Below are 26,784 nucleotides of genomic sequence, written 5' to 3'. Positions count from 1 at the left end.
CGGGGCGCAGCGAAGGCTGGGCCCCGGCCCACTTCGCCCTCATTTATTGGGGGCGGCGAAGGTTTATTCGAAAGTTGTGTGCTCCATCACACGATCCGTAGTAGTATCTTGGATACTAACTGACCGTTCGATCAGTAAATCCAGAGTCATTCAGTTATTCACTTCGCACCCACCCTGGGCAGTACCTCTGCCCCCAGCAACGGAGTTTCAATGACCGCAGCTTCAACCGTCGATTCCGAGACGGGCCCCAGCAGCAAGCATGAGGAACGCAAAGTCCTGGCCGGGACGCTGGTCGGGACCACCATCGAGTGGTACGACTTCTTCATCTTCGCCCAGTTGACCGGAACGCTGCTGTCACCGCTGTTCCTGGCGCCGCTGAACGCGTCCAACCCGGGCCTGGCGCAAATCCTGTCGTTCGCCCTCATCGGCATCAGCTTCCTGTTCCGCCCGCTCGGCGCCATCATTGCCGGCCATCTGGGCGACCGCCTCGGCCGCAAGGCCATGCTGGTCTTCACCCTCATCATGATGGGCGCCGCCACGGCGCTGATCGGCATGCTGCCGACGTACGCCCAGATCGGCGTCCTGGCCCCGATCCTGCTGATCATCCTCCGCATCATCCAAGGCTTCTCCGCCGGCGGCGAATGGGGCGGCGCCGCCCTGATGGCCGTCGAGCACGCGCCCAAGAGCAAACGCGGCCTGTTCGGCGCCTACCCGCAGATCGGTGTTCCGGTCGGCATGATCCTCGCCACCGGCCTGCTGTATTTCCTCAACACCAGCATGTCCAAGGAAGACTTCGCTTCCTGGGGCTGGCGTGTGCCGTTCCTGCTCTCTATCGTCCTGATCGTGGTCGGCTACCTGATCCGCCGCGCTGTTGCCGAGAGCCCCGTCTTCAAGGAGATGGCTGCCCGCAAGGAAGAAAGCAAGGCGCCCCTCGGTGAGCTGATCCGGAAGCACAAGAAGGCCGTCCTCTACTCGACGATGATCTTCATCGGCAACAACGCTGCCGGCTACCTGCTGATCGCCTTCTTCATCTCCTACGCCACCAGGGCCCTGAAGATGCCTACCCCGCAGATCCTGCTGGCCACCACGCTGGCGTCCTTCGGCTGGCTCATCTTCACGCTGGTCGGCGGCTGGCTCTCGGACAAGATCGGCCGGGTCAAGACCTTCCTGATCGGCTACGGCATCGTCTTCGCCTGGATGATCCCGATGTTCGCCCTGATCGACACCAAGGACATCGTGCTGTACGGCGTCGCGCTGTTCGTCCTCACGATCGGCCTGGGCTTGTCTTACGGCCCGATGTCCGCGATGTACGCCGAGATGTTCCCGGCGAACGTGCGTTACTCGGGCATCTCGATCGGCTACGCCTTCGGCGCCATCCTCGGCGGCGCGTTTGCGGCGACCATCGCGGAGGCCCTGCTGCAGAGCACCAAGTGGACCGGTTCCATCGGGATCTACATCATGATCCTGTGCGTCATTTCCGCCGTCGGCGTCCTCCTGGCCAAGGAAACCAAGGGCCGTCCGCTCGGAGTCAGCAAGCACTAACCCGCTGTTATGGCTCCGTGCCGGGGCACTTTGAGGGATTTTTCGGCGGCCGCACCGGGATTCACCGGCGCGTCCGTGTCAAAGTGCCCCCGCATGGCGCGCCCGGGCCAGTCGTGCGCGGCCCGCGCTGCTAAGTGCGCGGCCCAGGCGGCCGGGCACCGAGCAGCTGCACGACGTCGTCGTCCATCAGTTGCTCAAACGTCCGGTAGTAGCTTCCGACGGCGCGGAACTGTCCGGGGGTATGGAGGCCGAAGACGGCATCGGCGGGTTGCTGCAGCGACGTCTGCGCCTCCAGCGAGGCGACCGGCACCGCGACGACGACCATCGCGGCGGCTGCTTCGTGCACCGCTTCGACGGCGGCCCGCATGCTCGCGCCGGTGGCCACGCCGTCGTCGGCCAGGATGACCGTCTTGCCGCGGAGATCATGCCCGGAATCCGGATAGCTCTCCGCGCGGCGCTCCAGCTCCGCCCGCTCGCGGCGTTCCACCTCGTCCAGGGACGACTGGCGGATGCCTATCTCCAGCAGCCGAGCCACAAGGGACCGGTTGAGGATGCGCACCACCCGTCCGCTGGACCAGGCCAGGGCGCCGAAGGCTGTTTCCTCGTGGCCCGGGATCCCCAGCTTCCGGACCGGCAGCGCGCCGAACGGCAGCCCGAGCTCCTGGGCGAGGGCCGCCGGCGCGGGAACGCCGCCGCGGGCCAGGCCCAGGACCAGGGTGTCCGGCCGGCCGCGGAACTGGGGCAGGACGGCGGCTGCTAGACGCCCAGGAAGCCGATCGCCCCCTGCTTGAAGGCGCGGCTGGTGACGGCGTTGGTGTGGTTCCGGCCCGGCAGGACGAGCTGTTCGACCATGGCCCCGGCCTTGGCGCCGAGAGCGGCGAGTTCCGGCATGGAGGCGGCGCGCTCGTCGTTTTCGCCCGCCACCAGGAGCATCGGCATGTGCGGCACGGCTTCGGCGGGGTCGAACGGCTCGCTCTTGATCGCCTCGACCAGGGAGAGCAGCGCGAAGATGTTGTTGCTGGGCAGCAGCATGGCCATCTTCAGTAGCCCGGCGGTCGATTCGTCGGCGATCGGGGTACCGTCGGCCAGGTAGCGCTGCGCCGCCACCAGATCGAAGTCGGCCAGGGGATCGGCGACGTTCGGCCCGCCCAGGACCAGGCGGTGCACCAGCTCATGCTGGGTGGCACCGAATTCCCAGGCCAGCCGGGAGCCCAGGGAGTACCCGATCACATCCAGGCCGCTGCTCGGGTCGCCGTCGCGCAGGGGCCGGGCTCCGGCGTCGAACGCGATCTGGAGCAGGTCCGCCCGGATCCGGCCGGGGGCGTAGGAGTCCATGTCCTCGGGCGCGCCGCTGCGGCCGTGGCCAGGGAGGTCCACGGTGATGACCCGGCGGCCGGCCTCAAGCAGGGCCGCGATCCAGCCGGAGTCTTCCCAGTTGAGCTTCGAGGAGGAGGAAAAGCCGTGCAGCAGCAGCACCGGACGCAGCCCGGCGTCGTCCTTGGGATCGTGCACCCCCACGTACAGCTGGGGGTCGGTGCCCTCCACGGTGTGGGAATGCTGTTCGCCGGTGTGTCTGCCGCTCATGCTCTCAGTCCTCATCAAGTACGGCGCTCAGGCGGACCCGGCGCTTAGGTGCCTCTTCCTTCGGGACCGTGCCCACGATGCCGGCGGTGTTGTCCGGCACCTCAAACACAATCAGGGGCTCGCCGACATTGATCTTGTCGCCGGGCCCGCCGTAGATACGCACTACCTTACCTGCCTGCGGGCTGGGCAATTCAACGGCCGACTTGGTGGTTTCGACCTCCACCAGCGGCTGGTTGCGCTCCACCTGCTCGCCCGGGGAAACCAGCCATTCCAGCACGGTGGCCTCGATCAGGCCCTCGCCGAGATCGGGGAGCGGGAAGGAAATTTCAGCCACGTTTGTACTCCAATACTCGCTGGATGCCAAAGAGGATCCGGTCAATGTTCGGGATGTATTCGTCTTCCAGATCGCCCGAGGGGTACGGGACGTCGAAGCCGGTGACGCGCTCCACGGGCGCCTTGAGGGTGTCGAAGCAGCCCTGCGTGATCAACTGCGCCACTTCGGCGCCGAGGCCGGAGGTCAGCGGCGCTTCGTGGACGACGACGGCGCGGCGCGTCTTGCGCACGGAGGCGGCCAGCGCCTCGGCGTCGATCGGCTTGAGCCAGCGCAGGTCCAGGACCTCGATGTCGATCCCGTCCTCGGCCGCGAGCTCGGCCACCTGCAGGCAGCGCGCCACCATGGCGCCCCAGGCGACGAGCGTGAGGTGGCGTCCCTCGCGCATCACCTTGGCGCCGGTGGGGGAGCCGGCGTGGTTTACGTCTACCTCGCCTTTCTGCCAGTAGCGCGACTTCGGCTCCATGAAAATCACCGGGTCCGGCCGCGTGGCGGCGTACTTGAGCAGGTGGTAGGCCTCATGCGGGTTCGACGGCGAGACCACCTTCAGGCCCGGGACGTGCGCGAAGAGCGCCTCCAGGCTTTCGCCGTGGTGTTCGGGGGCGCGGATTCCGCCGAAGCTGGGCACCCGCAGGGTGATGGGCATCGGCATGGTGCCGCGGCTGCGGTAGTTCATCCGGGCGATCTGGCAGACGATCTGGTTGATGGCGGGGTAGGCGAAGCCGTCGAACTGGACCTCGGGGATGGGGTGGAAGCCGGCCATCGCCAGGCCCACGGACATGCCCAGGATGCCCGATTCCGCCAGCGGGGTGTCGAAGACCCGCTGCTCGCCGTGCTTGGCCTGCAGGCCGTCGGTGATGCGGAAGACGCCGCCGAGCCGGCCGCAGTCCTCGCCGAAGATGACGGCCTTGGGGTTGTCTGCGAGGACCTCGTCGAGGGCCCGGTTCAGCGCCTGCTGCATCGACATCACGGTGGTGTCTGCGGGGGCAGTGCCCAGGGCAGTGCTCTCGCCGGTGGAGCTTGCGCCTTCGAGAATCGAGTTAGACATGTTCGGACTCCTCGCGCCAGTTGGCGGCCTGGGCCTGCAGGGCCGGGGTGGTTTCCTGGAAGACCAGGTCAAACATTTCAGTGCCGGGGCGCGGGCCGAGCGCCTGGATGCCGGTGCGGATCTGCTCCTCTTCGGCCTTGGCCGCGGCGAGGGCTTCGGCGAAGAACGCCTCGTCCGCAATCCCGGCGGCGAGCAGCCGCGTCCGGAAGCGTTCCAGCGGGTCCGCACCGGCGCCGTCGCGCTCCTCGTCGAGGGAACGGTAGCGGCCCGGGTCATCGGAGGTGGAGTGCGGGCCGCGGCGGTAGGTCATGGCCTCGATGAGCACGGGGCCGTTTCCGGCCCGGGCGTGCGCGAAGGCCCGGCGGGTGGCCTCGACGACGACGGCGACGTCGTCGCCGTCGATCTGCAGCGCCGGGATCCCGTAGCCGGCGGCGCGGGCGGCGACGGAGCCGCCGGCCACCTGGCGTTCGGTGGGGACGGAGATGGCCCAGCCGTTGTTCTGGACGAAGAAGACCACGGGGGCCTTCATCACGGCGGCGAAGTTCATGGCCTCGTGGACGTCGCCCTGCGAGGAGGCGCCGTCGCCGAAGTAGGTCAGGGCCACGCCGAGCTTGCCGTCAGCGGTGCCGGCGAGCCTCTGGCCGTGGGCCCAGCCGACGGCGTGCAGTACCGAACCGGCCACGACGGCCTGGATCGGGGCGAGCCGCGATGCCATCGGGTCGTAGAGGCCGCCGTGCCACGTGGCCTTGTGGGTCGACATGTACGCCACCATGTCCACGCCCATGGTCCGGGCGACGCCCATCTCGCGGTAGGTGGGGAAAACGAAGTCACGGGTGGTGTCCACGGCATAGCCGCTGCCCACCTGGGCCGCTTCCTGGCCGAGCTCGGGCGCGTAGCCGGGGATGATGCCCTGCCGCTGCCAGGCAACGGCGGAGATGTCGAGGTATCGGACGGCCACCATCAGCGAGTAGAGCTCGCGGAGCTGGGAGGGGGTGAGCGGCCCGGCAGCGTCGCCGGAAGCCACGGGAGGGAATGTATCCATGCCTGTGACCCTAGTCACCCCCGCACGGCTGGGCAATCAGCGCGGTAGACGCTGACCAGACTGCACAATGCTGCCGGTCGGACCGCCGTCGGGCATTACAGTTTGTGCAGTCCGTCCGGGACTACTTGGGCAGCTCCGCGCCGTCCCTGCCGACCTCGGCCGGCTCGGTGCCGCCGGTGCCATCCCTGCCGGCATCGGATAGCTCGGTGCCGCGATTGCGGGTGAGCCGGGCGCCGATCCAGCAGGCTGCGGCGATCCCCGCGACGAGGCCCATGGTGCTGAAGAGCTGCTTGCTGCTGTCCGGGCCGCTGAGGCCGACCGCGAAGATCAGCGCCAGGAGCACGAGCCCGAAGATCGTCAGTCCGGGGAACCCCTTCATCCGCAGCGGCAGCGCGGTGCCGTCGCGGTCCGCGCGGCGCCGGAGGATCAGCTGGGACACGAGGGCAGTACCCCAGACCACGAGGCACGTGGAGCCGACCAGCTGGAACAGCGCGGGCAGGATCTGCGCCGGGAACAGCAGTTCGAGCACGGTGGCGATGAAGCCGAAGGCCACCGAGACGCCGACGGCCACCACGGGAACCCGGGCATTGTTGATCCTTGACAGGATCCGCGGGGCCTCGCCGCGTTCGGAGAGCGAGAACACCATGCGGGACGCGCCGTACAGGTTCGCGTTGAGGGCCGAGAGCAGCGCGACGACGGCCACGAGGGTGATGGCGGCGCCGGCGCCGGGGATGCGGGCCACGTCGAGGACGCCCGCGAACGGGGACTTCAGCGCCTCGGAGGTGTAGGGAAGGACGGCGGCGATGACGAATACGGAGCCGATGTAGAAGACCAGGATCCGCCAGACGACGGTGCGGATGGCCTGGGCGACGCTGCGCTCCGGGTTCTCGGTCTCGGCGGCCGCCACGCTGACAATCTCGGTGCCGCCGAAGGCAAAGATCACGACGAACAGGGCGGGGGCGATGCCGCCGAGGCCTGCGGGGGCGAAATCGGAGGTGATGTTGCTCAGGCCGGGAGAGGGGACGTCCGGCAGCCAGCCCAGCAGCAGGGCCGCGCCGATGGCCAGGAAGACCACGATCGCCGCAACCTTGAGGATGGCGAACCAGAACTCGAACTCGCCGAAGTTCTTCACGCCGGCGAGGTTGATGGCCGTGAACAGCACCATGAAGACCAGCGACAGCGCCCAGACCGGGATCACCGGCCACACCGTGAACAGCAGTCCGGCGGCACCGAGCGCCTCGGCCGCAATCACGACGACGAGCTGCAGCCACCAGAGCCAGCCGACGGTGGCGCCTGCCGTCGGGCCCATCGCCTTTTGCGCGTAGACCGAGAAGGCCCCGCTGTTGGGGTTGGCGGCGGCCATCTCACCGAGGGCCCACATGACGAGGATGATGAGTGTTCCGGCGACAAGGTAGGAGATGAGGACGGCCGGCCCGGCGGCCTGGATTCCTGCCCCCGAGCCGAGGAACAGGCCGGCGCCTATGGCGCTGCCGAGTCCCATCATGGTGAGCTGGCGTGGCTTCATGCTGTGGCCCAGTTTCTGGGCCGGCTCTGCGGTGTGCTGCGCGGCGGACTTCATTGTCATGCTGGCGAACCTTCGTGTGGTTTGGATTTGTGAGTCCTTGTGGGACGTATTGAATTTACCGCCTTTGAACCGCAGCAGTGGGCTGCCCGGAGACCATCGGCGTGAGAATATGGTGGCAGTTTGTTAGCTGAAAACGGAGTATCGGCAGCGGTTTGCGCGGCGGATGCCGCCTTGGGAGGGATATCCGATGGACGTTGATCCTCTGGACGCGAAGATTGTCCGATTCTTCACGGACTCGCCGCGGGCCTCTGTCCTGGAAGCCTCGCGCGTGCTGAAAGTTGCCCGCGCCACCGTGCAGTCCAGGCTGGACCGGATGCAGCACGGCGGTGTCATCGGCTCGTGGGTGCCGCAGCCGGACCCGGCGCACTTCGGCTTTCCCGTCGTGGCGTTCTGTTCCCTGACGATCAACCAGGACCTGGGGCACGACGCCGTCGTCGAGGCCCTCGCGGAGATCCCGGAACTGATCGAGATCCACACCGTCTCCGGCAGCTCGGACCTGATGGCGCGCATTGCAGCGCGCTCCAACCCGGATCTGCAGCGGGTGCTGGATGCCATGATCGCGACGAGGACGGTGCTGCGCTCCTCCTCGGTGATTGTGCTCAACACCCATTTCCAGGGGCGCACCCTGCCGCTGCTGGAAGCCGCCGCCCAAGGCCGGTGAGCTCCGCCCAAGGCCGGTGGGCTAGAGCACGCTGAGGTTTCCGGGCAGTCCGGTCCGGCCGGTGAGCAGCAGCAGCAGATCCGGCGCCGAGGGCAGGTGCGCGCCGATGGCTGCGGCAAGCTCCAGGGACGCGGCGATAGCCGGGTTCAAAGCAGCGGGCGCCTCGAGCTTCAGGGCCCGGGCGAGGTCCAGGCCGTGTACGGCCAGCTCGAAGGTGCGGGTCGGCAGGTAGTCGATCAACGTCATGGCTCCCGCCGGGGTGGCGACGGGCGCATCGTCGGGAGTGTTCCTGACAAGTGCACTGACCCGCTGGACGAGCTCCCTGACGGCTGCGGCCGGGTCCTCGCCCAGGGTGCCCCCGGTTTCGCGGCCGCGCTGCGCGATCGCCGCCGGCGATGTGGCGCCTCGGACAGTGAGAAAATACGCCACCGGGCCGTCCACGCGTTCCCCGGCCGCCGGCGTCGAAAGGTAACTCTCGACGGTGCTCAGGGCACGGCTCGTGTGGCCGGTCAGTCCGCGGACGTCCCATTCGCCCAGCGCGGGTTCGGTCCAGGCGGTTTCCGGTACCGCCTCAACGAGCTCCAGGAATGCAGAGGCCGCAGCGAGGTAGCAGGATTTGATTGCTTCAGTGTCCATAACCCAAGAGTTATACGGATGCCGGCGGGTGCGTTCAACCCCCGTGCTCACGGCAATGCCCGCGAAGTGTGCGCTGAAACATTTTGCGCCCGGGCCATCAGGTCGTAGAATTAGTTCTAGTCAATTTGACTATAACTACTCCGGCGTCGGGCCCGAACCGTCCGGGCAGTCCCCGGGGATCCGCCCGGAACCTAAGAATGCGGGGTGAATCACCGTTTACACAGCAGCAGCCAATGTCGCCGAGCGTCAGCTTGCACCGCCGTCGTTGGCCATCTCCACCGTGATCTTCGCGCTTCGCCCGAGCGAGCGCTCCGGACGCCCCACCCTCTGGATCCCGCTGGTACGCCGGATCCGCGAGCCGTTCAAGGGCCTGTGGGCGCTCCCCGGCGGCCCGCTGACCCACTCCGAGTCGCTGCAGGACGCCGCATCCCGGAACCTGCGCGAGACCACCGGGCTGGCGCCGAGCTACCTCGAACAGCTCTACGCCTTCGGCGGCCTGCACCGCTCGCCCACCCAGCGCGTCGTGTCGATTGTGTATTGGGCGCTGGTCCAGCCCACCGAGGCCGCGCTCGCGGACGAATCCGAAAACGTCCGGTGGTTCCGGGCGGACCGGCTGGGCGGGCTGGCCTTCGACCACAACGCGATCATCGACTACGCCCTCTGGCGGCTGCGCAACAAGATGGCCTACGGGTCCATCGCGTATCACCTGCTGGGCGAATACTTCACCCTGGCCCAGGTCCGGGAGGTCTACGAGGCCGTCCTGGACCGCGAACTGGACCCGGCAAACTTCCGCCGCCAGGTCAAAGCCACACCGGAGATCGAAGAGACCGACCAGTACCTGCAGGGCGGTAAACACCGGCCGCCCCGCCTCTACCGCTTTTCCGGCCGCCCAGGCCTTGACCCAGACAACAGGAGCACACCATGAGCAGCGTCAACACGGCCATCCAGCTGATCACGCGCGAACAGGCCGCCGCGCTGGCCGCCAGCAGCGCCAAGGGCATTGCAACAGCCGCCTCCACCTGCAGCCCGGCACTGGCCCGCGGTCCCTGGGACTACGACCTCGCCGAGGCCCTCGCCGGCGTGCCCGCCTACGGACCGGGTGCCTCCGTCGCCGACGTCGCCCCGGCCTCGACTCCGCGGCAGGGCCAGCTCCCGGAGGAGTACAAGCTCGCCAGCGACGCCGAACTTGACGTCCGGATCCGGGCCGCCAAGGCGACGCTCGGGGACCGCGCCGTTGTCCTGGGCCACTTCTACCAGCGCGACGAGGTGGTGGAATACGCCGACTTCGTAGGCGACTCCTTCCAGCTGGCAAACGCCGCCCTGACCCGGCCCGACGCCGAGGCCATCATTTTCTGCGGCGTGCACTTCATGGCCGAGACCGCGGACATCCTGTCCCGGCCGGACCAGGCCGTGATCCTGCCGAACCTCGCCGCGGGCTGCTCGATGGCGGACATGGCGGACATCGACTCCGTGACCGAGTGCTGGGAACAGCTCGAGGAACTGTTCGGCACCGAGCCCGACGCCGACGGCCGGGTCCCGGTCATCCCGGTCACCTACATGAACTCCTCGGCCGCCCTCAAGGGCTTCTGCGGCGAGCGCGGCGGGATCGTCTGCACGTCCTCCAACGCCGCGACCGTGCTGGAGTGGGCCTTCGAGCGCGGCCAGCGTGTGCTGTTCTTCCCGGACCAGCACCTGGGCCGCAACACCGCCAAGGCCATGGGCGTGCCGCTGGGGCAGATGCCGATGTGGAACCCGCGCAAGGACCTCGGCGGCAACGAGGAACAGACCCTGCTCGAGTCCCGGGTGATCCTCTGGCACGGCTTCTGCTCGGTGCACAAGCGCTTCAACGTGGGCCAGATCGAAAAGGCCCGCGCCGATTTCCCGGGCGTCCAGGTGATCGTCCACCCCGAATGCCCCATGGAAGTGGTGGACGCGGCAGACGCCGCCGGTTCCACCGACTTCATCCGCAAGGCCATCGCCGCCGCGACCGAACCGACCACCTTCGCCGTCGGAACGGAAATCAACCTCGTCAACCGCCTCGCCGCCGAGTACCCGCAGCACACCATCTTCTGCCTGGACCCGGTGATCTGCCCCTGCTCCACGATGTACCGCATCCACCCCGGCTACCTCGCCTGGGTCCTGGAGGCACTCGTCCGGGGCGAGGTCATCAACCGCATCACCGTGGAAGAAGCCGTCGCGGCCCCGGCAAAGGTCGCCCTGGAGCGCATGCTGGCGGCACGGCCATGACCAGACGGCTTGTGGTCGTCGGCAGCGGGATCGCCGGGCTCTACGCCGCGTTGCTCGCCTCCGACGCGGTAGCCTCCGACGCCGGGAGCGCCCCGGGCGGCAGCCCCGCCGTCGAGGTGGTGCTCCTGAGCAAGGGCACGCTCGAGCAGAGCAACACCTTCTACGCCCAGGGCGGCGTCTCGGCCGTGCTGGAGCCCGGGAACGCCTTCCCGGGCGATTCGGTGGCTGCCCACATCGCCGACACCCTTGCGGCAGGGGCCGGACTGAATGACCCGGAGGCCGTGCGGATACTGTGCACCGAAGCAGTCCGGGACATCGCGGGACTCCGGCGTTTCGGCGTGCACTTCGACGCCGGTCCCGGCAGCGGCCCCGCACTGGGGCTCGAGGCCGCCCACTCGGCCCCCCGCATCCTGCACGCCGGCGGCGACGCGACCGGTGCCTGCATCGCCCGCGGACTCGTTGCCGCCGTCCTGAAGCGGGCAGCCGAGGGAAGGCTGCGTGTCGAGACCGGCGCCTTCGTCACCGACCTCCTGACCGGGAGCGAGACAGGGGGCGTCACCGGCGTCGCCTACCTCGCCAACACGCAGCCCAGGCGGCTCGCCGCGGACGCGGTGCTGCTCGCCACCGGCGGCGCCGGACGGCTGTATGCCCGGACCAGCAATCCCTCCGTTGCCACCGCCGACGGCCTGGCCCTGGCCTGGCGTGCGGGCGCGGCCGTGCGGGACCTTGAGTTCTTCCAGTTCCACCCCACCACCCTGGCCGCGGCCGAGGTCCCGGGCGGGCCCCCGGCGCTGCTGATCTCCGAGGCGGTCCGCGGCGAGGGGGCCGTGCTGCTGGACGCGGCCGGGTACCGCTTCATGCCGGACTACCACCCGGACGCGGAACTGGCCCCGCGCGACGTCGTCTCCCGCAGCATCGCCCTGCATCTGGCCGCCACAGGCGCGGCGGCGGACAGCCCGGTCTATCTGGACGCCCGGGGCGTCGAGGCGGCCCGAGGACCGGGCTTCCTCGCCCGGCGCTTCCCCACCATCAACGCGGCCACCCGCGCGGCCGGCTACGACTGGGCCACGGAACCGCTGCCGGTCTCCCCTGCGGCCCACTACTGGATGGGCGGCGTGGCCACGGATCTCTGGGGACGCACCTCCGTCCCGGGGCTGTACGCCGCCGGTGAAGCGGCGTGCACCGGCGTCCAGGGCGCCAACCGGCTGGCGAGCAATTCACTCCTGGAGGGCCTCGTCTTCGGGCGCCGCGCGGTGGAGGACTTCCTGCGCGGACCGGGCATGGAGCCGGCCCCGGCGGCATCCGGCTCCGGCAGATCCGGCTCCGGCAGCCGGAATGTACTTCCGGCCGCGGAGCCGGCGCAGGCAACAGTTCCCTTCAGCCGCGGAGCCCTGGGACGCCTCATGACCGGCGCCGCCGGGGTGATGCGCAGCGGCGCCGAACTCGACGCCGCCGCGGCCCGGCTCGCGGAGTGGGCGGCAGCCGCCCGCACCGCGGATCAGGGGGCCAGCCTCAATCAGTCCGCCCACGAGGACCGCAACCTGCTGCTGGCCGCGCAACTGCTCGTGGACGCGGCGCGGAACCGGAGCGGCTCCGTCGGTGCCCACTACCGTGCCGACGCCAACGTCAACGGCACCCTCCCGGCCGTGCTCGCTGCCCCTGCCCGCTCAACGTCGGCGGCAGGCAGGTCCGGCCACCGGTACGCCGCCGGCTCCCGTTCCAAGCAAAGGATCTCCTCATGAGCGCACCCGCTGCCGCTGCAAGCACCGCTGCCCGTCCGGACGCGCTGTCCGTGCAGGCGCTCGCCGGCACCCTGCCGGCCTCCGCCGTCGACGCCGTGCTGCGCGCCGCCCTGCAGGAAGACGCACCGTACGGGGACATCACCTCCCAGACGCTCATCCCCGCCGACGCGCGCGCGACGGCGGTGCTGGCCGCCCGGGTGCCCGGCGTGTTCAGCGGCGGCGAGGTGTTTGCCGCCGCCATGAAGCTCACGGACGCCGACGCCGCCGTCGAACTCCTGGTCGCGGACGGTGCGGCCTTTGCCGCCGGAACGCCGCTGGCGAGGGTCCGCGGGAACGCCCGCGCCGTGCTGCTGGCCGAACGCGTGGCCCTGAACCTGGTGCAGCGGATGAGCGCCATCGCCACCAGGACGGCGGAGTTCGTCGCCCTCGTGGATGGCACCGGCGCGCGGATCACCGACACGCGGAAGACGACGCCCGGGCTGCGCGTGCTGGAACGCTACGCCGTCCGCTGCGGCGGCGGCGCAAACCACCGCTTCAGCCTCTCGGACGCCGTGCTCGCCAAGGACAACCACCTGGCCGTCCTCACCGGGGGAGACCCCTCGAAGCTCACGGCGGTGCTGCGGGATGCCAGGGCCCGCCTGGGCCACACCACGCACTTCGAGGTGGAGGTGGACAACATGGAGCAGATCGAACCGGTGCTGGCCGCCGGAGTGGACACGATCATGCTGGACAACTTCAGCCTGGAGGAGCTCGCCGCAGGGGTCGCGCTGGTCGGCGGGCGTGCGCGCGTGGAAGCCAGCGGCAACGTCAACCTGGCCACCGTGGCCGGCATCGCCGCCACCGGGGTGGACGTCATCTCGATCGGCGGGCTCACGCACAGCGTCGCCGCCCTGGACCTCGGGCTCGACATCGAGCTCGAGCCCGGCTATGCCACGGAACAGACGGCCGGCTGAGGGTCGTCATGATCTTCCTGGACGCCGCCGCCACCACCCCGGTCCGCCGTGAGGTACTTGAGGCCATGTGGCCGTACCTCACCGGCGAGTTCGGCAACCCCTCAAGCCACCATTCCCTCGGTGATGCGGCCGCCACGGCGCTCGCCGGGGCGCGGGCAGCCACGGCCAAGGCCCTGGGATGCCGCCCGGGCGAGGTGGTCTTCACTTCCGGCGGCACGGAGGCGGACAACCTGGCGGTCAAGGGCCTTGCCCTGGCACGCCGCGCCGCGGACCCGCGGCTGGACCGGGTGGTGATCAGCGCCGTCGAGCACCCTGCGGTGGTGGAATCGGCCCGGTATCTGGAGCGGGTCCACGGCTTCGCCGTCGACGTGGTCCCGGTGGACCGCTACGGCCGCGTCACCGAGGAAGCCCTCGCCGCGGTGCTCCGGCCGGAGACCGCCCTGGTCAGCATCATGTACGCCAACAACGAGGTGGGCACGGTGCAGCCCATCGCCCGGCTTGCCGGACTGGCCCGCGCGCAGGGCATCCCGTTCCATACCGACGCCGTCCAGGCCGCCGGCTGGCTGCCGCTGGATACCGCTGCGCTCGGCGTGGACGCGCTGAGTATTTCCGGCCACAAGCTCGGCGCACCGAAGGGAAACGGCGCCCTGTTTGTCCGGAGCCGGACCCGGCTGGAACCGGTAATCCACGGTGGCGGGCAGGAGCGCGGGCGCCGCTCGGGCACCGAAAACGTCGCCGGAGCCATGGCCCTCGCCACGGCCCTTACTCTGGCCCGGGGGTCCCAGCCTGAGCTGGCTGCCCGGGTTGCCGCCCTGCGGGATGACTTCATCGACAGCGTGCTGGCGGGGGTCCCGGGCGCCGTCCTCACCGGGCACCGCACCGGACGGCTTCCCTCAGTGGCGTCGTTCTGCTTCCCCGGGACCAGCGGCGAGTCCGTGCTGCTGGAACTCGAGCGCCAGGGGGTCATCTGCTCGAGCGGCTCCGCCTGCGCGGCGGGTTCGGACGAGCCGTCCCCGGTGCTGCTCGCTCTCGGCATCGAGGCCGCAGTGGCGCAGACAGCGGTGCGCTTCAGCTTCGATTCAACGATCACGGCAGCCGAGCTGCACGAAGCGGCGGCCGCGGTCCGCACCGCCGTCGGCAGCGTCCGGGCGCTGGGCAGCCCCTCTTGCGGTTGAGCTATCACCAGAGGTCGTTATCGGGCATGAATAGCGACATCAACTGATAGCTCACGCCGGGGTTGTAGCTCGAGCCGGGCTCAACGGTGCCGGGCCCGCCGGAAGATCCAGTGCCGCAGCATAGTGAAGCGCACGGCCGTGGCCACGAAACCGGAAAGCGTCGTGGTCCACAGCTCATCGGCCACGGTGGCGTCCGGGTTGAACCAGTGCAGGACGGCCAGGCTGCCGCCGGTGATCAGCAGCGCCACAAGGATCACGATCAGCCCGTTGAGATGGTCGCGTTTCATCCGCCGGCGCTCCGTGATCTTGAACGTCAGGCGACGGTTCAGCGCGGTGTTCATCAGCGAGGTGAGGATGAGGGCCGCCGCGTTGGCCGGCTGGGCGCCGATCCACGGCCGGAGGAAGGCATACAGGGCCAGGGACGTGACGGTGCAGACCATGCCGACGCCGGTGAACCGGATCAGTTGCCGGACCAGCGGATAGCGGAGGATCCCGCGGTGTCGGTGGTGGTGCCGGTCGGGCCGGACGCGGACTGTGCCAGCGGGAGGGGGCTGCTGCTCAAGCTCGGTGGCGGGCGCAGCAGGGGATTCCATCCGTCCAGCCTGTCACACGACGGCGCGGTTCCCGAATGACGCCGCCGCGAATGGATCACACCGGGCCCCCGGAACGGCGTCGGTGCAGGAACCGTCGGTGCAGGCTCGTCAGTACAGTTCGCCGACCGGGATCTCCACGGCAAGCCGGTTGGAGGGGCCGGCGAGGGGGCATGCCCACGCCTCGTTGTAGGCACAGGACGGGTTGTAGGCGAAGTTGAAGTCCACCACGAATTCGGCCTCCGGGCCGGACCCGCGGACGCCGTGGAAGGCACCCTTAATAGTGTCCAGCAGGTAGCGCCCTGCGCCGTAACTGCCGCCGGGCTGCCCGGCCGTGGCGTCACGGAACGGCACGAAGATGCCACCGCCGTAGCCGTTCAGCTTCCAGACGGCGAGCTGGCCCATCTCGGGAAGGTCGAAGGTACCCAGCCGGACGAACCGGACCAGGCCGTCAGTCCCCGTCTCGACGTTCATTTCGCGCCCGGCGCCCTCGCTCGTCAGCGGGATGTGGAACCGGTAGATCGGATCGTAGTGGGCGGTGTTGAGCCCACCGAAGCTTGACCTGGCCTCGGCGGTGAGCGGCGAAGCGGGGTGCGTGCCGAACATCCGGTCCCGCTCGTGACGCCAGTAGGTATGGGCCTCGGCCGGGTCCTCCGCGGCGAGCTTCCGCACGCTGGCATAGAGCGCAAAGGTCCGGAGCCGCCAGTCCGCGATGTCGACGGCGGAGATATCCGCCACGCTGTCCTGATCCCCAAAATGCGTTCCGTCAAAATGCTGTTCCGCCATGCCCCCAGCGTATCCCTCTTTCTCCGCGGCATTCTCTAGGGCCGAATGCCCGGCTACGGCCTGGCAAGGACGCCGCCGGGACATGGACTTTCGCGCATGCAAGAAACCGCCACCCGTGCCACCGCCGCCGGACATCGAAGCCCGCGCCTCCACGCCGTGGACGAGAGGATTTCGCTGGAGACGCTGGCCGTGGGGTCAGATTCTACGAAACGCGGATCCGGAAACTTTGAGCCGTCCCGGACCGGGCTACGCTGGCAGCATGACTGGGATGGCTATCTCCCTCGGGATCCGGATCGCTGCGGTGCTGGCGGTCGCCGCGGCCGCACTTTCCGGCTGCAGCAGCGACGGCAAGGGCACGCCGGCCTGGACGGCAGGCGGCAGCCCGGGCGCAAGCACGGCGTCGGCGGATCCGTCCGCGGGCACCGCCTCGCCCGGCGCGTCGCCGGAGGCCACGGCCTCCGGGACCGGCTCGACGGCGTCCGGCACGGCGGCGCCCGGCTCGACGGCGTCGGCCTGGAAAGTCTTCACGGATCCGGCAAGGAGCGTGAGCTTCGAGCTCCCGCAGGAATGGGTTGCCCAGTCCGTGACACCGGAGCAGGGAAGCATGCCTGGCGCGCTCAAGATCGAGGTCAAGGACGCCAAGGGAGGCTACGTCGCCACGCTGCAGACCGGACTCCAGCCGCAGCCGGTCCCGGCCTGCCCCGATGACGCGGCCAAACCGTACGTCGTCGTGAGCAGCGTGCCGGTGGAACTGCCGCACCGCGGCGGCGAAGGGACCATCGACCCCCACGTCGTGTTCCGGGTGATCCAGGGCTACAAGTTCTTCGGCTCCTACGGCATCACCAACGTGGTGGGCGGCGCCGGGGAAAAGTCCTGCGGGCTGCAGAACGTGGTCCGGGGCCCCGAGGGCAAGGGCGACTATTCCTTCGGCGACCTGACAGTGTTGAAGGTCCTCGCCCCGGACCAAAAGGTGGCCCCGGCAAAGGCCTTCGACACCCTCGACCAGGCAGACAAATACGTCAACCAGGGCTCTGAATTCGCCAATGTCCAGCGGATGCTAATGTCTCTGAAGGTCAAAAACTAGTACCGCACGCCCCGCACACCGACGGGCAGGCGACCGCGGCCGACCTTCTGCCAATCTTCTGCCAATCTGTTGCTTCCTCACACCCCGGAGATCCATGGAACGCTCTGTCGCCGCACGTCTGGCCTTCAAGACCGTGGCCGACACCAAGGTCGCCCTGGCGGTGTCGGTGGCGCGCAACGCCGGCTACAGCGGCTTCGAGGAATCGCTATCCGTGACGGCCGGCGGCGTGGATGTCGCCCTGACGGAGCTCTCGGACCACCACGGCGGGCGGTTCCACTACATGGAATTCGCTGGGCCCGCCGAGGTGCTGGTGGACTACTCCGCCACGGTCGCCGGTTTTGCGCTGCCGGAAGAACCGGGGCTGATGGAACTCATCCGCTACGTGCGGCCCAGCCGTTACGCCGAGTCGGACAGGCTGCTGCCGACCGCCTACGCGGAATTCGGCGGGCTGCTGGGCGTAGAGCTGCTGCACGCCGTTCGCAACTGGGTCTTCAGCGAGCTGCGCTACGTGAGCGGTTCCTCGAGGGGGACCGACGGCGCCGTCGAGACCCTGCTGCACCGCCGCGGGGTCTGCCGGGACTTCGCCCACCTGGCGATTTCGCTGCTCCGGTCCAAGAACGTCCCGGCCCGGCTGGCCGCGGTTTATGCGCCCGGGCTGAGCCCGATGGACTTCCACGCCGTCGCCGAGGCGCACATTAACGGGGCGTGGCACGTCATTGACCCCACAGGTCTGGCGCCGCGCGCGAGCATGCTCCGGATCACGGCCGGCCGCGATTCCTCCGACACGGCCTTCCTGTCCACGGTGGGCGGCAGCCTGGTACTCAAGGAACTCAAGGTCACGGCGATCGTCCACGGCGAACTGCCGGAGGAGGATCCGGCGGAGCTCGTCGCCATCCACTAGCGACGGCGCCGGGAGGCGCCGTCGCGGTCCCATCTCCGGTCCTCAGCGGGTGGCCACCGAGGCCCGCAGCTTCTCCGTCAGCCGCAGCAGCTCCTGCTGTTCGGCGGCCGTGAGGGCCGGGACCACGAGCGCGGCGATGTCGCGGACATGTTCCCGGCCGATCTGCTTCTGGAGCTCCCAGCCGGCTTCAGTGAGCTTGATCAGGACTCCGCGGCCGTCGTTGGGGGCCGGCATCCGCTCCACGAATCCGCGCTTTTCGAGCCGTTCCACGAGCCGGCTCAGGCTGGACTGGCTCAGCAGGACGTGGTCGTTGAGCTCGTTCAGGCGGAGCCACCCGGACGGGCAGCGGGAGAGGGTGAACAGCACGTCGTACTCGTTGAGGGCGAGGTTCTTGAACGCCGGGCCCGCCTGCAGCCTGCGCATCACGGCCACCTGGGCGCGGAACAGGGATTCCCAGGTCTCCGCGGCCAGGCGCACCGGCGATTCTGTGGTCTTGGCGGACATCACGCTTCCTGGCTGGCGGTTTCGCTGGAAGGCTGGCCGGCTCCGGTCAGGGAGGCTGCGGGCAGGGATGCTGCGGGCAGCGACGCTGCAACGCGTCCGGCATGGGTGGGCGGTTCCGGAACACGGGCCGGGGTGAGGGCGGCGTATTCCTTCCGCAGCACCGGCAGCACGTCTTCGCCGAACAGGTCAAGCTGCTCCAGCACTGTCTTCAGCGGCAGGCCCGCGTGGTCCACCAGGAACAGTTGGCGCTGGTAGTCGCCGAAGTACTCACGGAAGGCGAGGGTCTTCTCGATGACCTCCTGCGGGCTGCCGACGGTCAGCGGGGTCTGCGAGGTGAAGTCCTCGAGCGACGGGCCGTGGCCGTAGACCGGGGCGTTGTCGAAGTACGGGCGGAACTCCTTGACGGCGTCCTGGGAGTTTTTCCGCATGAAGAACTGGCCGCCGAGGCCCACGATCGCCTGGTCTGCCTTGCCGTGCCCGTAGTGCTCGTAGCGTTCGCGGTAGAGGCTGATCAGCTGCTGGTAGTGCTCCTTGGGCCAGAAGATGTTGTTCGCGAAGAAGCCGTCGCCGTAGTAGGCGGCCACTTCGGCGATCTGCGGCGTGCGGATGGAGCCGTGCCACACGAAGGGGGCGACGCCGTCGAGCGGGCGCGGTGTCGAGGTGAAGTTCTGCAGCGGGGTACGGAACTTGCCTGACCAGTTGACGGTGTCCTCGTCCCAGAGGCGGCGCAGCAGGCTGTAGTTCTCGATCGCGAGTTCGATCCCGTCCTGGATGTTCTTGCCGAACCAGGGGTAGACGGGGGCGGTGTTACCGCGGCCCAGGACCAGGTCCACGCGGCCGTCGGAGAGGTGCTGGAGCATCGCGAAGTCCTCGGCGATCTTCACCGGGTCATTCGTGGTGATGAGCGTGGTGGCCGTGGACAGGATGATGCGCTCTGTCTGGGCCGCGATGTAGGCCAGGGTGGTGGTGGGGGAGGAAGAGAAGAACGGCCGGTTGTGGTGCTCGCCGATGGCGTAGACATCCATGCCGATTTCTTCGACCTTCTTGGCGATCGCCACGGACGCCTTGATGCGCTCGTGCTCCGTGGGGGTGCGGCCCGTGGTGGGGTCGGTGGTGATGTCGCTGACGCTGAATACGCCGATCTGCATGATGTGCCTTTCCGTGGCCGGTCTGATCCGGAAGCTGTTTCCAGTGTAGCCGATTTACATGCATTTGCATGTATCCTCCTGTACAACGCCCGCAACGGCCGGATATTCCCGCCGCCGTTCCACCGTGTGGGCAGGCGCGGGGAAACCCGGCCCGGCGCTGCACGGCTACGGCCTGGGCTTGCGCACCGGCTAGGTCTCGATCATCATCGGCGTCTATGCGCCGGCCCTGCCGGTGGGTGCCCTGCTCTACCCGCTCGTGACCCGGCGGCTCATGCCGCGCTGGACCCTTGTGGGCGCCACCGCGTTGGACCCTTGTGGGCCTGGGCTACTTGTTGTTCCTGCCCTTACCACGGCAGCCTGGCCGAAGCGCTGGCGAACATGGCGGTGGCTCCGGAGCGCTGGTCGCGACACTGCCCCCGGCGGCCGCAGCCGCGGCGCTGGTCCTGGTGCCGCGGCTGGCATACTCCGACCCGGCTCCCGTCGTCGTCGTCCCTGCCCGGGCCGGTTGAGCTGGCAGTAAACGTCGTGCTGAGCCGATCTTGGCGACGTTAAGTGCCAGCTCAACGGAGGGGCCAGGGCTGGGTGGGCCGGAGGGGCTAGTGCGAGCCGGTCGGGAGGGGAAGCTCTTCGGAATCAGGGTCGAAGTCGGTGTGAGAACCGGCCTCCGCATCCGGCGGCGTGGGCTTTGCCCGGCGGCCTCGGGTGGCGGGGACCGGCGGGGCAGCATCGGCCTTCTGCAGCGCCCGCTTCTCGCGCCGTCCTTCCACCAGCCGGTAGAGCACCGGCACCAAAACCAGCGTCAGGGCGGTGGAGGAGATGAGTCCGCCGATCACCACGATCGCGAGCGGCTGCGAGATGAAACCGCCGCCCCCGGTCAGGCCCAGCGCCATCGGCGTCAGCGCGAACACGGTGGCCAGGGCCGTCATCAGGATCGGCCGGAGCCGCTGGCGGGCGCCATGGGTGATGGCCTCGGCCACGTTCATTCCTGGCGCGCCGTTGCGCGGCTGGCGGTACTGGTTGATGAGGTCGATCAGCACGATCGCGTTCGTCACCACGATGCCCACGAGCATCAGCATCCCGATCAGTGACGGCAGGCCCAGCGGCACACCGGTCACGAGCAGCAGGGCGATGGCCCCGGTGGCGGCGAACGGGACGGAGACCAGCAGGATCAGCGGCTGCACGAGGGACTTGAACGCTGCCACCATGATCACGTAGACAATGGCGATGGCTGCCAGCAGCGCCAGTCCAAGCTGTCCGAAGGACTCGGCCTGCTGCGTCGTCGCGCCGCCGATCGTGGCGGTGACGCCGGGCGGCAGCCCGACGGTCTTGAGCCGGGCCTGCACTTCTGTGCTCACCGCGCCGAGGTTGGAGCCCGACGGCGTGACGGACACCCGTGCGGTCCGCTGGCCGTTGCTGGCGGTGATGGAGACAGGCACGTCCACCTGCTGTACGGAGGCGATGCTGCCCAAGGGAACCGTTCCTGCCGCCGCGGGCAGCGGGATGGCCCGGACGGCATCGATGCTCGTGAAGCGGGTGCCTTCGCCGATCCGCACCGGGAAGTCGTTGGTGTCGATGCGGACGGTTCCGGCCGGGATCGGGCTGATGGTGGAAGCCAGCACGCCGGCGACCTGTTCCTCGTTGAGGCCTGCGGCAACGGCCTTGACACGGTCCACCTTCACCTGGACCACGGGCTGGCTGGCGGCCAGGTTGGTGGCGACCTCGCTGCTGCCGGGCACCCCGTCCAGGGCCTTGACCAGCGCATCGCTGGCGGTGCGGAGATCGGCCGTGGTCGCGGCCTTGAGCGTGATGTCGACCGTCGAGCTCGTGCCGAAGCCGCCCTGCTGGGAACCGACGGTGATCTTGCCGGCGTCGGGGACCCTGGCGAGCTCGTTGCGGACGGTGTCCTGAAGCTTGCCCTGGTTGGCCTTCCCGTCGGTCACCACGGTAAAGCTGGAATAGGAGGCGCCGGCGGAAAGCAGCGCGGAGAAGCCGGTCTGGGCGTTTCCGGTGGTGACCTGGACGTCCTTGATGCCGTCGATGTCACGGAGCACGTCTTCGAGCTTGACGGCGGCGGCACTGGCCTCGGCCAGGCTGGTGCCGGCCGGCAGGACCTGCCGGACGGTCATGCTGTTTTCGCCGGAGCGGCCCAGCAGATCGGTGGCGAGCAGCGGGGTCATGGCGGCGGTGCCGCCCAGCACCAGGACGGCCGCGACGAGGGTGACCACCGGATGTTTCTGGGTCTTGGTCAGGACAGGCAGGTAGCCGCGCTGCAGGAGGGTGCGCTGCTCGGCCTCGTGGGCCTTGGCCGCGATCTCCCGGGCGGAGGCTTCCGGGGCGCCCCCGCCGCCGGTTTCCGAGGCGCCGGACACGGCGGGCGTCCGCAGGAACCAGTACGCCAGCACCGGGACGATCGTCAGCGAGACGAGCAGCGAGGACAGCAGCGCGATGGTCACGGTGAGCGCGAAGGGGCGGAAGAGCTCCCCGGCGAGGCCTGCGACGAAGGCGATCGGCAGGAACACGGCCACGGTGGTCAGTGTCGACGCCGTGATGGCGCCGGCGACCTCGCGAATGGAGGTCAGGATGGCGGTGATCTTCTGCTCGCCGTAACTGAGGTGGCGTTTGATGTTCTCAATGACCACGATCGAGTCGTCCACCACCCGGCCGATCGCGATGGTGAGTGCCCCCAGGGTCAGGATGTTCAGCGAGTAGCCGGTGGCCGAAAGCCCGATGAACGTGATCAGCAGGGACAGCGGGATGGACACGGCGGTCACCAGGGTGGAGCGGACGGACATCAGGAACACGAGGATCACCGCGACGGCGAAGCCCAGGCCCAGCAGGCCCTCGGTGGTGAGGTCCTTGATGGACTTCTCGATGAACGGCGCCTGATCGAAGATCGGGGTGAACTTCGCGTTGGAGCCCAGCTCGGCCTCCAGCTGGGGGATGGAGTCCTTCACCGCGTGGGAAATGCCCACCGTGTCGCCCTCGGGCTTTTTGGTGACGGACAGGGCCAGGGTTTCTTTGCCGTTGGTCCGGGTGATCGAGGTGCGGGCGTCCTCGGTGATGCTGACGTCAGCAACGCTGCCGATCGTGGCGGCGTTCCTGGCGCCGGACAAGGGGAGGGCCTTGATCGCGTCGAGCGAGTCCACCGGGCTGCCGATCTGCAGCGAAAGCGTCTTGCCCTGTTCCTCGATGGTGCCGGCCGGAACGAGGGCGCCGTTGTTCTTCAGAGCATTGCTGATCGATTGGATGCTCGCCCCGGACGCCGCCATGGCGTCGGCGCGGGGGAGGATGCCGATGTGCTGGGTGGCGCCGCCGGTCACCTCGGCGCCGCGGACGCCGTCGAGCTTCTGCAGCCGCGGCACGCTGAGCCGGGCGAGATCGGCGTTCAGCTCGCTGAGCGGTTTGTCCGAGGACACGGCGAGGAAGACGATCGGGAAATCGCTGATGCTGCCGGCGATGGCCTGCGGCTGGACGTCCTCCGGCAGGGACCGCTTGGCGTTGGAGATGGAGCGGTCGATCTGGTTCCGGGCACGGTCCAGATTGGAGCCGTAGGTGAACACCATGCTGATCTGGGACACGCCGTTGCGCGAGGTCGACGACGTCGACTCCAGGCCCTCGACGCCCTTCAGCGCTGTCTCCAGCGGTCCGCTGATCTGCTTGTCCACGACTTCCGGCGAGGCCCCCGGCATCGAGGTGATGACCGTGATCTGCGGGAACTCGATGGACGGGATGAGCTCCTGCTTGAGCGAGGACATCGTGATCACGCCGAAGACCGACGCGAACACGGTGATCAGCGCGATCAGTGCCCGGTTTGCCAGGGACAGCTTTGCCAGCCGGAACATCTTATGGTCTCCTGATGGGTCGACGGAGGTACTTCAACGGGGTTAAACCTGAAAAGGGATCAAACCTGCCGCAACCCGGAGGGGGGGCATCAGCTCCGTGCGGCGCCGACCGGTTCGAGCTGCAGGGCCTTGGCCGTCCCGGCTTCCAGCCGGGCGGCGAGTTCCGGGTTCTCGTTGAGCTTGACGCCGTAGCCGGGCATCATCTCCTTGAACTTGGACTGCCAGCCCTTGAAATTCTTCGGGAAGGACTTCTGCAGCAGCTCGATCATGATCGGCACTGCGGTGGATGCGCCCGGGGACGCCCCGAGCAGGGCGCCGATGGAGCCGTCGCGTCCGGCGATGACCTCGGTGCCGAACTGCAGCACGCCGCCCTTCTTCGGATCCTTCTTGATGATCTGGACACGCTGGCCGGCCGTGATGAGTTCCCAGTCGCCGTCCTGGGCTTCCGGGTAATACTCGCGCAGGGCCTCCACCTTGGCGCCGTGCCGCTTGGCAACTTCCCTAACCAGGTATGCGGTGAGGTCCATGTTGTCCCTGCCCACGGCCAGCATCGGAATGATGTTGGAGGGCCGGATGGACAGCGGCAGGTCCAGGTACGAGCCGTTCTTCAGGAAGTTCGTCGAGAAACCGGCGTACGGGCCGAACAGCAGCGAACGCTTGCCGTTGACGTAGCGGGTGTCCAGGTGCGGCACGGACATCGGCGGGGCGCCGACGGAGGCCTGGCCGTAGACCTTGGCGCTGTGCTGCGCCGCGAGCGTCTCGTCGGTGCAGCGGAAGAACTGGCCGGAGACGGGGAATCCGCCGTAGCCCTTGCTTTCCGGGATGCCCGAGGCCTGCAGCAGGTGCAGTGCGCCGCCGCCGGCCCCCACGAAGACGAACTTCGCGTGGATCGAGCCGTGCTCACCGGACTGCGGGTGCTTGAGCGCGAGGTCCCAGCCGCCGTCGGACGCGCGCTTGATGCCGGAGACGTCGTGGCCGTAGTTGACCTCCACGCCGTTGTTGCCGAGGTAGCCGGTCAGCTCGCGGGTCAGGGCACCGAAGTCGACGTCGGTTCCCTCCGCCGCGCGGGTTGCCGCGATGCGCTGCTTCGGGTCGCGGCCCTTGACGATGAGGGGGGCCCACTTGGCGATCTGGGCGTGGTCATCGGAGTACTCCATGGACCGGAACAGCGGGTTCGGCTTGAGCGCCTCGTAGCGGGTGCGCAGGAACTTGGCGTTGGCTTCGCCGATCACGAAGCTCATGTGCGGAACCGTGTTGATGAAGCCCTTGGGTGAGCCGATCAGCCCGTTGGTGACCAGGTGGGACCAGAACTGCCGGGAGAGCTGGAACTGCTCGTTGATGAGCAGGGCCTTGGAAGGATCCACTGAGCCGTCTTTGGCGGCGGGTGAGTAATTAAGCTCACACAGTGCGGCGTGCCCGGTGCCTGCGTTGTTCCACGGTCCGGAGCTTTCCAGGCCCGGTTCGTCCAGCTTTTCGAAGAGGGAAATGGTCCAGTCCGGCTCGAGCTGCTTGAGGAAGGCGCCCAGCGTGGCGCTCATGATGCCGCCGCCAATCAGGACGACGTCGGCATGTTGGGTCTTGGAAATGAAGGTCACAATCAGTCTCCGATAGCAGCGGGTCTGGCTGTCACAGAATATCCCCGCGTGGCCTACTAACTGAAATTGGGGCTGTCCGTCAAGGCTTTAGCTCGATCTTGGTGAAAACTTCGTTCAGGACCGGCGATGCCGGGTACTTCAGGACTCGGTCGGACAGGGCCAGCGCCGAGATCGGGAAGGCAATCGGAACGGCCGGAACCGTCGCCGCGATCTGCGCATTGATGGTCTGGTACTGCTCGGTCCGCTCCTTGCCGTCAGGCAGGCCGCGGGCCCGGGCGATCTTGGAGAAGACCTGGGGATCCTGGTAGCCGAATTCACCGGTCTTCTCGCCGAACAGCGGACCCACGAAGTTGTCCGGGTCCGCGTAGGAGCCGTTCCAGCCCAGCAGATGGAGGGCATGGTCGCCGGGGGACGTGACCTTCTGCAGGTACCCCTCGGACCAGTCCACCGGCACCGGCTTGATGTTCAGCCCGACGGCGGTCAGCTGACTGCTGATCTCCGCGTACACCTTTTCCGGCGTCGGGAGGTAGGGGCGGGTGACGTTCAGCGGGTAGTAGAACTTCAGTTCCTCGCCCTGATAGCCGGCTTCGGCGAGCAGCTCCTTGGCCTTGGCCGGGTTGTGGCCCAGGGACGGGGCGTTGTTGTTGAAGCCGCTGAGCTTGGGCGGGACGAACTGGGTGGCCTGGGCGGTGTTGTCGATGAAGAACCGCCGGATCAGGGTGTCCTTGTCCAGCGCCATTTCGATGGCCTGCCGGACCTTGAGGTTCTGCAGGATGGGTACTTCCTGATTCATGCCCAGGTACATCACGGAGAAGGGGTCGCGCTGGATGATCTGTTTGCCCCGCTTGACCAACGGGTCGAAGTTTCCCACCGTCACGGTGTCATAGCCATCGATCTTGCCGTCCAGCAGGGCCTGCATCCGCGTTTGCGGGTGATCGTACGTGACGAACTTAATGGTTCCGATCTGGCCCTTGTCTCCCCAGTAGTCCGTGTTGCTGGAGAGCGTGATGCTGCCCTCGTCCCAGGAGCTGAAGACGTAGGGTCCGGTGCCCACCGGGTGCAGCGCGTAGGAGGAGACGGCCTGGCCGTCGCGGCTCTGGTTCAGGACGTCCGCATTTTGCGCGGCGAGTGCCTGGGGCGAGGACATGGCGAAGGCGGGGAGTGTCAGGGCCTGCATGAACCCGGTGAAGGGCTGGGTGAGCTCGATCCGGACGTTGTCCGGGGCCAGTGCGGTGCAGCCCTTGTAGATGGAGAGCGCGGCCTGGTCCGAGTGCGCCTTGAAGACGCCCTTGAAGGTGCTCCCGGTGGACTGCTGCCGGAGGGCCTCCGGGAAGTTGAACCAGCGGTTGAAGTTGCTGCAGACGGAGGCCGCGTCGAACGGGGAACCGTCCTGGAAGGTCACCTTGTCGCGGAGCTTGAAGGTGTAGCTCCGGCCCTCATCGCCGTTCTGCCATTCGGTGGCGAGCAGCGGCGTGGGCTGGCCCGTGGTCTGGTCCACTCCGACGAGTCCTTCCAGCACCTGGCGGGTGATCCTGTAGGACTCCACGTCCGAGACGAGGGCCGGGTCGAGGCCGAGTGGCCGCGAGGCCGTGCCGAACGTGAACACGGCACTGGGGTCGGGGCTGGCGGTGCTTGTCGCGGCAGTCGACGGAGCCGGGCCGGGCGTAGGGGCTCCGGTGCAGGATGCCAGCGGCAGCATGAGTAGGACGGCACCGATACCGGCTGCAACGCGGCGCAAAGTATTGCTGGCCACTGAACTGCTGGGCACTCGTGAATCACCTCTGGGAG

At 68.4% G+C, this 26,784-nt stretch carries 23 protein-coding genes; 9 read left to right on the top strand and 14 right to left on the bottom strand.

Annotated features, from left to right (window positions below; all coding sequences use genetic code 11):
* Positions 1-210 precede the first annotated feature (210 nt).
* A complete protein-coding gene (locus tag ACQCSU_RS04665; protein WP_426978522.1) occupies positions 211-1,542 on the top strand; it encodes an MFS transporter in 1,332 nt (443 codons plus the stop codon).
* A gap of 130 nt (positions 1,543-1,672) precedes the next feature.
* On the opposite strand, the gene ACQCSU_RS04660 is transcribed toward ACQCSU_RS04665, so the two are convergent.
* The 6 genes from ACQCSU_RS04660 to ACQCSU_RS04635 form a co-directional block, all read right to left on the bottom strand.
* Positions 1,673-2,245, bottom strand: coding sequence for a phosphoribosyltransferase family protein (locus tag ACQCSU_RS04660; RefSeq protein ID WP_426979714.1), 573 nt, complete (start codon positions 2,243-2,245; stop codon positions 1,673-1,675).
* 53 nt (positions 2,246-2,298) lie between these two features.
* Positions 2,299-3,126, bottom strand: a complete 828-nt coding sequence (locus ACQCSU_RS04655; RefSeq protein WP_426978521.1) for an alpha/beta fold hydrolase — start codon at positions 3,124-3,126, stop codon at positions 2,299-2,301.
* A gap of 4 nt (positions 3,127-3,130) precedes the next feature.
* A complete protein-coding gene (locus ACQCSU_RS04650) occupies positions 3,131-3,460 on the bottom strand; it encodes a biotin/lipoyl-containing protein (protein ID WP_018775751.1) in 330 nt (109 codons plus the stop codon).
* The gene (locus ACQCSU_RS04645) at positions 3,453-4,505 is read right to left on the bottom strand and encodes an alpha-ketoacid dehydrogenase subunit beta (protein WP_426978520.1); all 1,053 of its coding nucleotides are present in this window, start codon (positions 4,503-4,505) and stop codon (positions 3,453-3,455) included. Before ACQCSU_RS04645 ends, ACQCSU_RS04650 begins: the two co-directional genes overlap by 8 nt.
* A complete protein-coding gene (locus ACQCSU_RS04640) occupies positions 4,498-5,547 on the bottom strand; it encodes a thiamine pyrophosphate-dependent enzyme (RefSeq protein WP_426978519.1) in 1,050 nt (349 codons plus the stop codon). Before ACQCSU_RS04640 ends, ACQCSU_RS04645 begins: the two co-directional genes overlap by 8 nt.
* A gap of 121 nt (positions 5,548-5,668) precedes the next feature.
* Positions 5,669-7,132 (bottom strand): amino acid permease, encoded by a 1,464-nt coding sequence (locus ACQCSU_RS04635; RefSeq protein WP_426978517.1) that lies wholly within the window; start codon positions 7,130-7,132, stop codon positions 5,669-5,671.
* A 187-nt stretch (positions 7,133-7,319) separates the two neighbouring features.
* Here ACQCSU_RS04635 and ACQCSU_RS04630 point away from each other — a divergent pair, with 187 nt between their 5' ends.
* Positions 7,320-7,793, top strand: coding sequence for an Lrp/AsnC family transcriptional regulator (locus ACQCSU_RS04630; RefSeq protein ID WP_426978516.1), 474 nt, complete (start codon positions 7,320-7,322; stop codon positions 7,791-7,793).
* 21 nt (positions 7,794-7,814) lie between these two features.
* On the opposite strand, the gene ACQCSU_RS04625 is transcribed toward ACQCSU_RS04630, so the two are convergent.
* The gene (locus ACQCSU_RS04625; protein WP_426978514.1) at positions 7,815-8,429 is read right to left on the bottom strand and encodes a maleylpyruvate isomerase N-terminal domain-containing protein; all 615 of its coding nucleotides are present in this window, start codon (positions 8,427-8,429) and stop codon (positions 7,815-7,817) included.
* Between the two features lie 208 nt (positions 8,430-8,637).
* Here ACQCSU_RS04625 and ACQCSU_RS04620 point away from each other — a divergent pair, with 208 nt between their 5' ends.
* From ACQCSU_RS04620 to ACQCSU_RS04600, 5 genes are read left to right on the top strand one after another with little or no spacing between them, the layout of a single operon-like run.
* A complete protein-coding gene (locus ACQCSU_RS04620; protein ID WP_426979713.1) occupies positions 8,638-9,354 on the top strand; it encodes an NUDIX hydrolase in 717 nt (238 codons plus the stop codon).
* The gene (nadA, locus tag ACQCSU_RS04615; protein WP_426978513.1) at positions 9,351-10,676 is read left to right on the top strand and encodes a quinolinate synthase NadA; all 1,326 of its coding nucleotides are present in this window, start codon (positions 9,351-9,353) and stop codon (positions 10,674-10,676) included. Before ACQCSU_RS04620 ends, nadA begins: the two co-directional genes overlap by 4 nt.
* Positions 10,673-12,418, top strand: a complete 1,746-nt coding sequence (gene nadB / locus ACQCSU_RS04610) for an L-aspartate oxidase (RefSeq protein ID WP_426978511.1) — start codon at positions 10,673-10,675, stop codon at positions 12,416-12,418. The genes nadA and nadB overlap by 4 nt, the downstream gene beginning before the upstream one ends.
* Positions 12,415-13,371 (top strand): carboxylating nicotinate-nucleotide diphosphorylase, encoded by a 957-nt coding sequence (gene nadC, locus ACQCSU_RS04605; protein ID WP_426978510.1) that lies wholly within the window; start codon positions 12,415-12,417, stop codon positions 13,369-13,371. Before nadB ends, nadC begins: the two co-directional genes overlap by 4 nt.
* Before the next feature lie 8 nt (positions 13,372-13,379).
* The gene (locus ACQCSU_RS04600; RefSeq protein ID WP_426978509.1) at positions 13,380-14,546 is read left to right on the top strand and encodes a cysteine desulfurase family protein; all 1,167 of its coding nucleotides are present in this window, start codon (positions 13,380-13,382) and stop codon (positions 14,544-14,546) included.
* Between the two features lie 80 nt (positions 14,547-14,626).
* Here the strand turns inward: ACQCSU_RS04600 and ACQCSU_RS04595 are convergent, their stop codons facing one another.
* Positions 14,627-15,139, bottom strand: coding sequence for a GtrA family protein (locus tag ACQCSU_RS04595; RefSeq protein WP_426978508.1), 513 nt, complete (start codon positions 15,137-15,139; stop codon positions 14,627-14,629).
* Positions 15,140-15,247: 108 nt separating this feature from the next.
* A complete protein-coding gene (locus ACQCSU_RS04590) occupies positions 15,248-15,922 on the bottom strand; it encodes a DUF1684 domain-containing protein (protein ID WP_426978507.1) in 675 nt (224 codons plus the stop codon).
* A 259-nt stretch (positions 15,923-16,181) separates the two neighbouring features.
* Here ACQCSU_RS04590 and ACQCSU_RS04585 point away from each other — a divergent pair, with 259 nt between their 5' ends.
* Both ACQCSU_RS04585 and ACQCSU_RS04580 read left to right on the top strand, forming a co-directional pair.
* Positions 16,182-17,006, top strand: coding sequence for a hypothetical protein (locus ACQCSU_RS04585; RefSeq protein ID WP_426978506.1), 825 nt, complete (start codon positions 16,182-16,184; stop codon positions 17,004-17,006).
* 94 nt (positions 17,007-17,100) lie between these two features.
* On the top strand, positions 17,101-17,907 hold the full coding sequence (locus ACQCSU_RS04580) for a transglutaminase-like domain-containing protein (RefSeq protein ID WP_426978505.1): 807 nt from the start codon (positions 17,101-17,103) through the stop codon (positions 17,905-17,907).
* A 42-nt stretch (positions 17,908-17,949) separates the two neighbouring features.
* On the opposite strand, the gene ACQCSU_RS04575 is transcribed toward ACQCSU_RS04580, so the two are convergent.
* The 5 genes from ACQCSU_RS04575 to ACQCSU_RS04555 form a co-directional block, all read right to left on the bottom strand.
* Positions 17,950-18,411: a MarR family winged helix-turn-helix transcriptional regulator gene (locus ACQCSU_RS04575; protein WP_426978504.1), complete on the bottom strand. Its 462-nt coding sequence runs from the start codon at positions 18,409-18,411 to the stop codon at positions 17,950-17,952.
* Entirely contained in the window at positions 18,411-19,559 is a 1,149-nt protein-coding gene (locus ACQCSU_RS04570) for an LLM class flavin-dependent oxidoreductase (protein ID WP_426978503.1), read from the bottom strand. The genes ACQCSU_RS04575 and ACQCSU_RS04570 overlap by 1 nt, the downstream gene beginning before the upstream one ends.
* Before the next feature lie 596 nt (positions 19,560-20,155).
* Positions 20,156-23,401, bottom strand: a complete 3,246-nt coding sequence (locus ACQCSU_RS04565; RefSeq protein WP_426978502.1) for an efflux RND transporter permease subunit — start codon at positions 23,399-23,401, stop codon at positions 20,156-20,158.
* Between the two features lie 89 nt (positions 23,402-23,490).
* Positions 23,491-24,996 carry a malate:quinone oxidoreductase gene (locus tag ACQCSU_RS04560; protein WP_426978501.1) on the bottom strand — a complete coding sequence of 502 codons (1,506 nt, stop codon included), beginning with the start codon at positions 24,994-24,996 and terminating at the stop codon, positions 23,491-23,493.
* Positions 24,997-25,075: 79 nt separating this feature from the next.
* The gene (locus ACQCSU_RS04555; protein WP_426979712.1) at positions 25,076-26,695 is read right to left on the bottom strand and encodes an ABC transporter substrate-binding protein; all 1,620 of its coding nucleotides are present in this window, start codon (positions 26,693-26,695) and stop codon (positions 25,076-25,078) included.
* Positions 26,696-26,784: the final 89 nt, after the last annotated feature.

Source organism: Pseudarthrobacter sp. O4 (assembly GCF_050157025.1).
In the GTDB taxonomy this organism is placed as follows: Bacteria; Actinomycetota; Actinomycetes; order Actinomycetales; family Micrococcaceae; genus Arthrobacter.
This window is presented reverse-complemented; position numbering and strand designations above follow the sequence as displayed.

What these genes read in the sequence shown, in the direction of transcription:
- ACQCSU_RS04665 (WP_426978522.1), top strand. Translation starts at nt 211, where the DNA reads ATGACCGCAGCTTCAACCGTCGATTCCGAGACGGGCCCCAGCAGCAAG.
- ACQCSU_RS04655 (WP_426978521.1), bottom strand. Translation starts at nt 3,126, where the DNA reads ATGAGCGGCAGACACACCGGCGAACAGCATTCCCACACCGTGGAGGGC.
- ACQCSU_RS04645 (WP_426978520.1), bottom strand. Translation starts at nt 4,505, where the DNA reads ATGTCTAACTCGATTCTCGAAGGCGCAAGCTCCACCGGCGAGAGCACT.
- ACQCSU_RS04640 (WP_426978519.1), bottom strand. Translation starts at nt 5,547, where the DNA reads ATGGATACATTCCCTCCCGTGGCTTCCGGCGACGCTGCCGGGCCGCTC.
- ACQCSU_RS04635 (WP_426978517.1), bottom strand. Translation starts at nt 7,132, where the DNA reads ATGACAATGAAGTCCGCCGCGCAGCACACCGCAGAGCCGGCCCAGAAA.
- ACQCSU_RS04630 (WP_426978516.1), top strand. Translation starts at nt 7,320, where the DNA reads ATGGACGTTGATCCTCTGGACGCGAAGATTGTCCGATTCTTCACGGAC.
- ACQCSU_RS04625 (WP_426978514.1), bottom strand. Translation starts at nt 8,429, where the DNA reads ATGGACACTGAAGCAATCAAATCCTGCTACCTCGCTGCGGCCTCTGCA.
- nadA (WP_426978513.1), top strand. Translation starts at nt 9,351, where the DNA reads ATGAGCAGCGTCAACACGGCCATCCAGCTGATCACGCGCGAACAGGCC.
- nadB (WP_426978511.1), top strand. Translation starts at nt 10,673, where the DNA reads ATGACCAGACGGCTTGTGGTCGTCGGCAGCGGGATCGCCGGGCTCTAC.
- nadC (WP_426978510.1), top strand. Translation starts at nt 12,415, where the DNA reads ATGAGCGCACCCGCTGCCGCTGCAAGCACCGCTGCCCGTCCGGACGCG.
- ACQCSU_RS04600 (WP_426978509.1), top strand. Translation starts at nt 13,380, where the DNA reads ATGATCTTCCTGGACGCCGCCGCCACCACCCCGGTCCGCCGTGAGGTA.
- ACQCSU_RS04595 (WP_426978508.1), bottom strand. Translation starts at nt 15,139, where the DNA reads ATGGAATCCCCTGCTGCGCCCGCCACCGAGCTTGAGCAGCAGCCCCCT.
- ACQCSU_RS04590 (WP_426978507.1), bottom strand. Translation starts at nt 15,922, where the DNA reads ATGGCGGAACAGCATTTTGACGGAACGCATTTTGGGGATCAGGACAGC.
- ACQCSU_RS04585 (WP_426978506.1), top strand. Translation starts at nt 16,182, where the DNA reads ATGACTGGGATGGCTATCTCCCTCGGGATCCGGATCGCTGCGGTGCTG.
- ACQCSU_RS04580 (WP_426978505.1), top strand. Translation starts at nt 17,101, where the DNA reads ATGGAACGCTCTGTCGCCGCACGTCTGGCCTTCAAGACCGTGGCCGAC.
- ACQCSU_RS04575 (WP_426978504.1), bottom strand. Translation starts at nt 18,411, where the DNA reads ATGTCCGCCAAGACCACAGAATCGCCGGTGCGCCTGGCCGCGGAGACC.
- ACQCSU_RS04570 (WP_426978503.1), bottom strand. Translation starts at nt 19,559, where the DNA reads ATGCAGATCGGCGTATTCAGCGTCAGCGACATCACCACCGACCCCACC.
- ACQCSU_RS04565 (WP_426978502.1), bottom strand. Translation starts at nt 23,401, where the DNA reads ATGTTCCGGCTGGCAAAGCTGTCCCTGGCAAACCGGGCACTGATCGCG.
- ACQCSU_RS04555 (WP_426979712.1), bottom strand. Translation starts at nt 26,695, where the DNA reads ATGCTGCCGCTGGCATCCTGCACCGGAGCCCCTACGCCCGGCCCGGCT.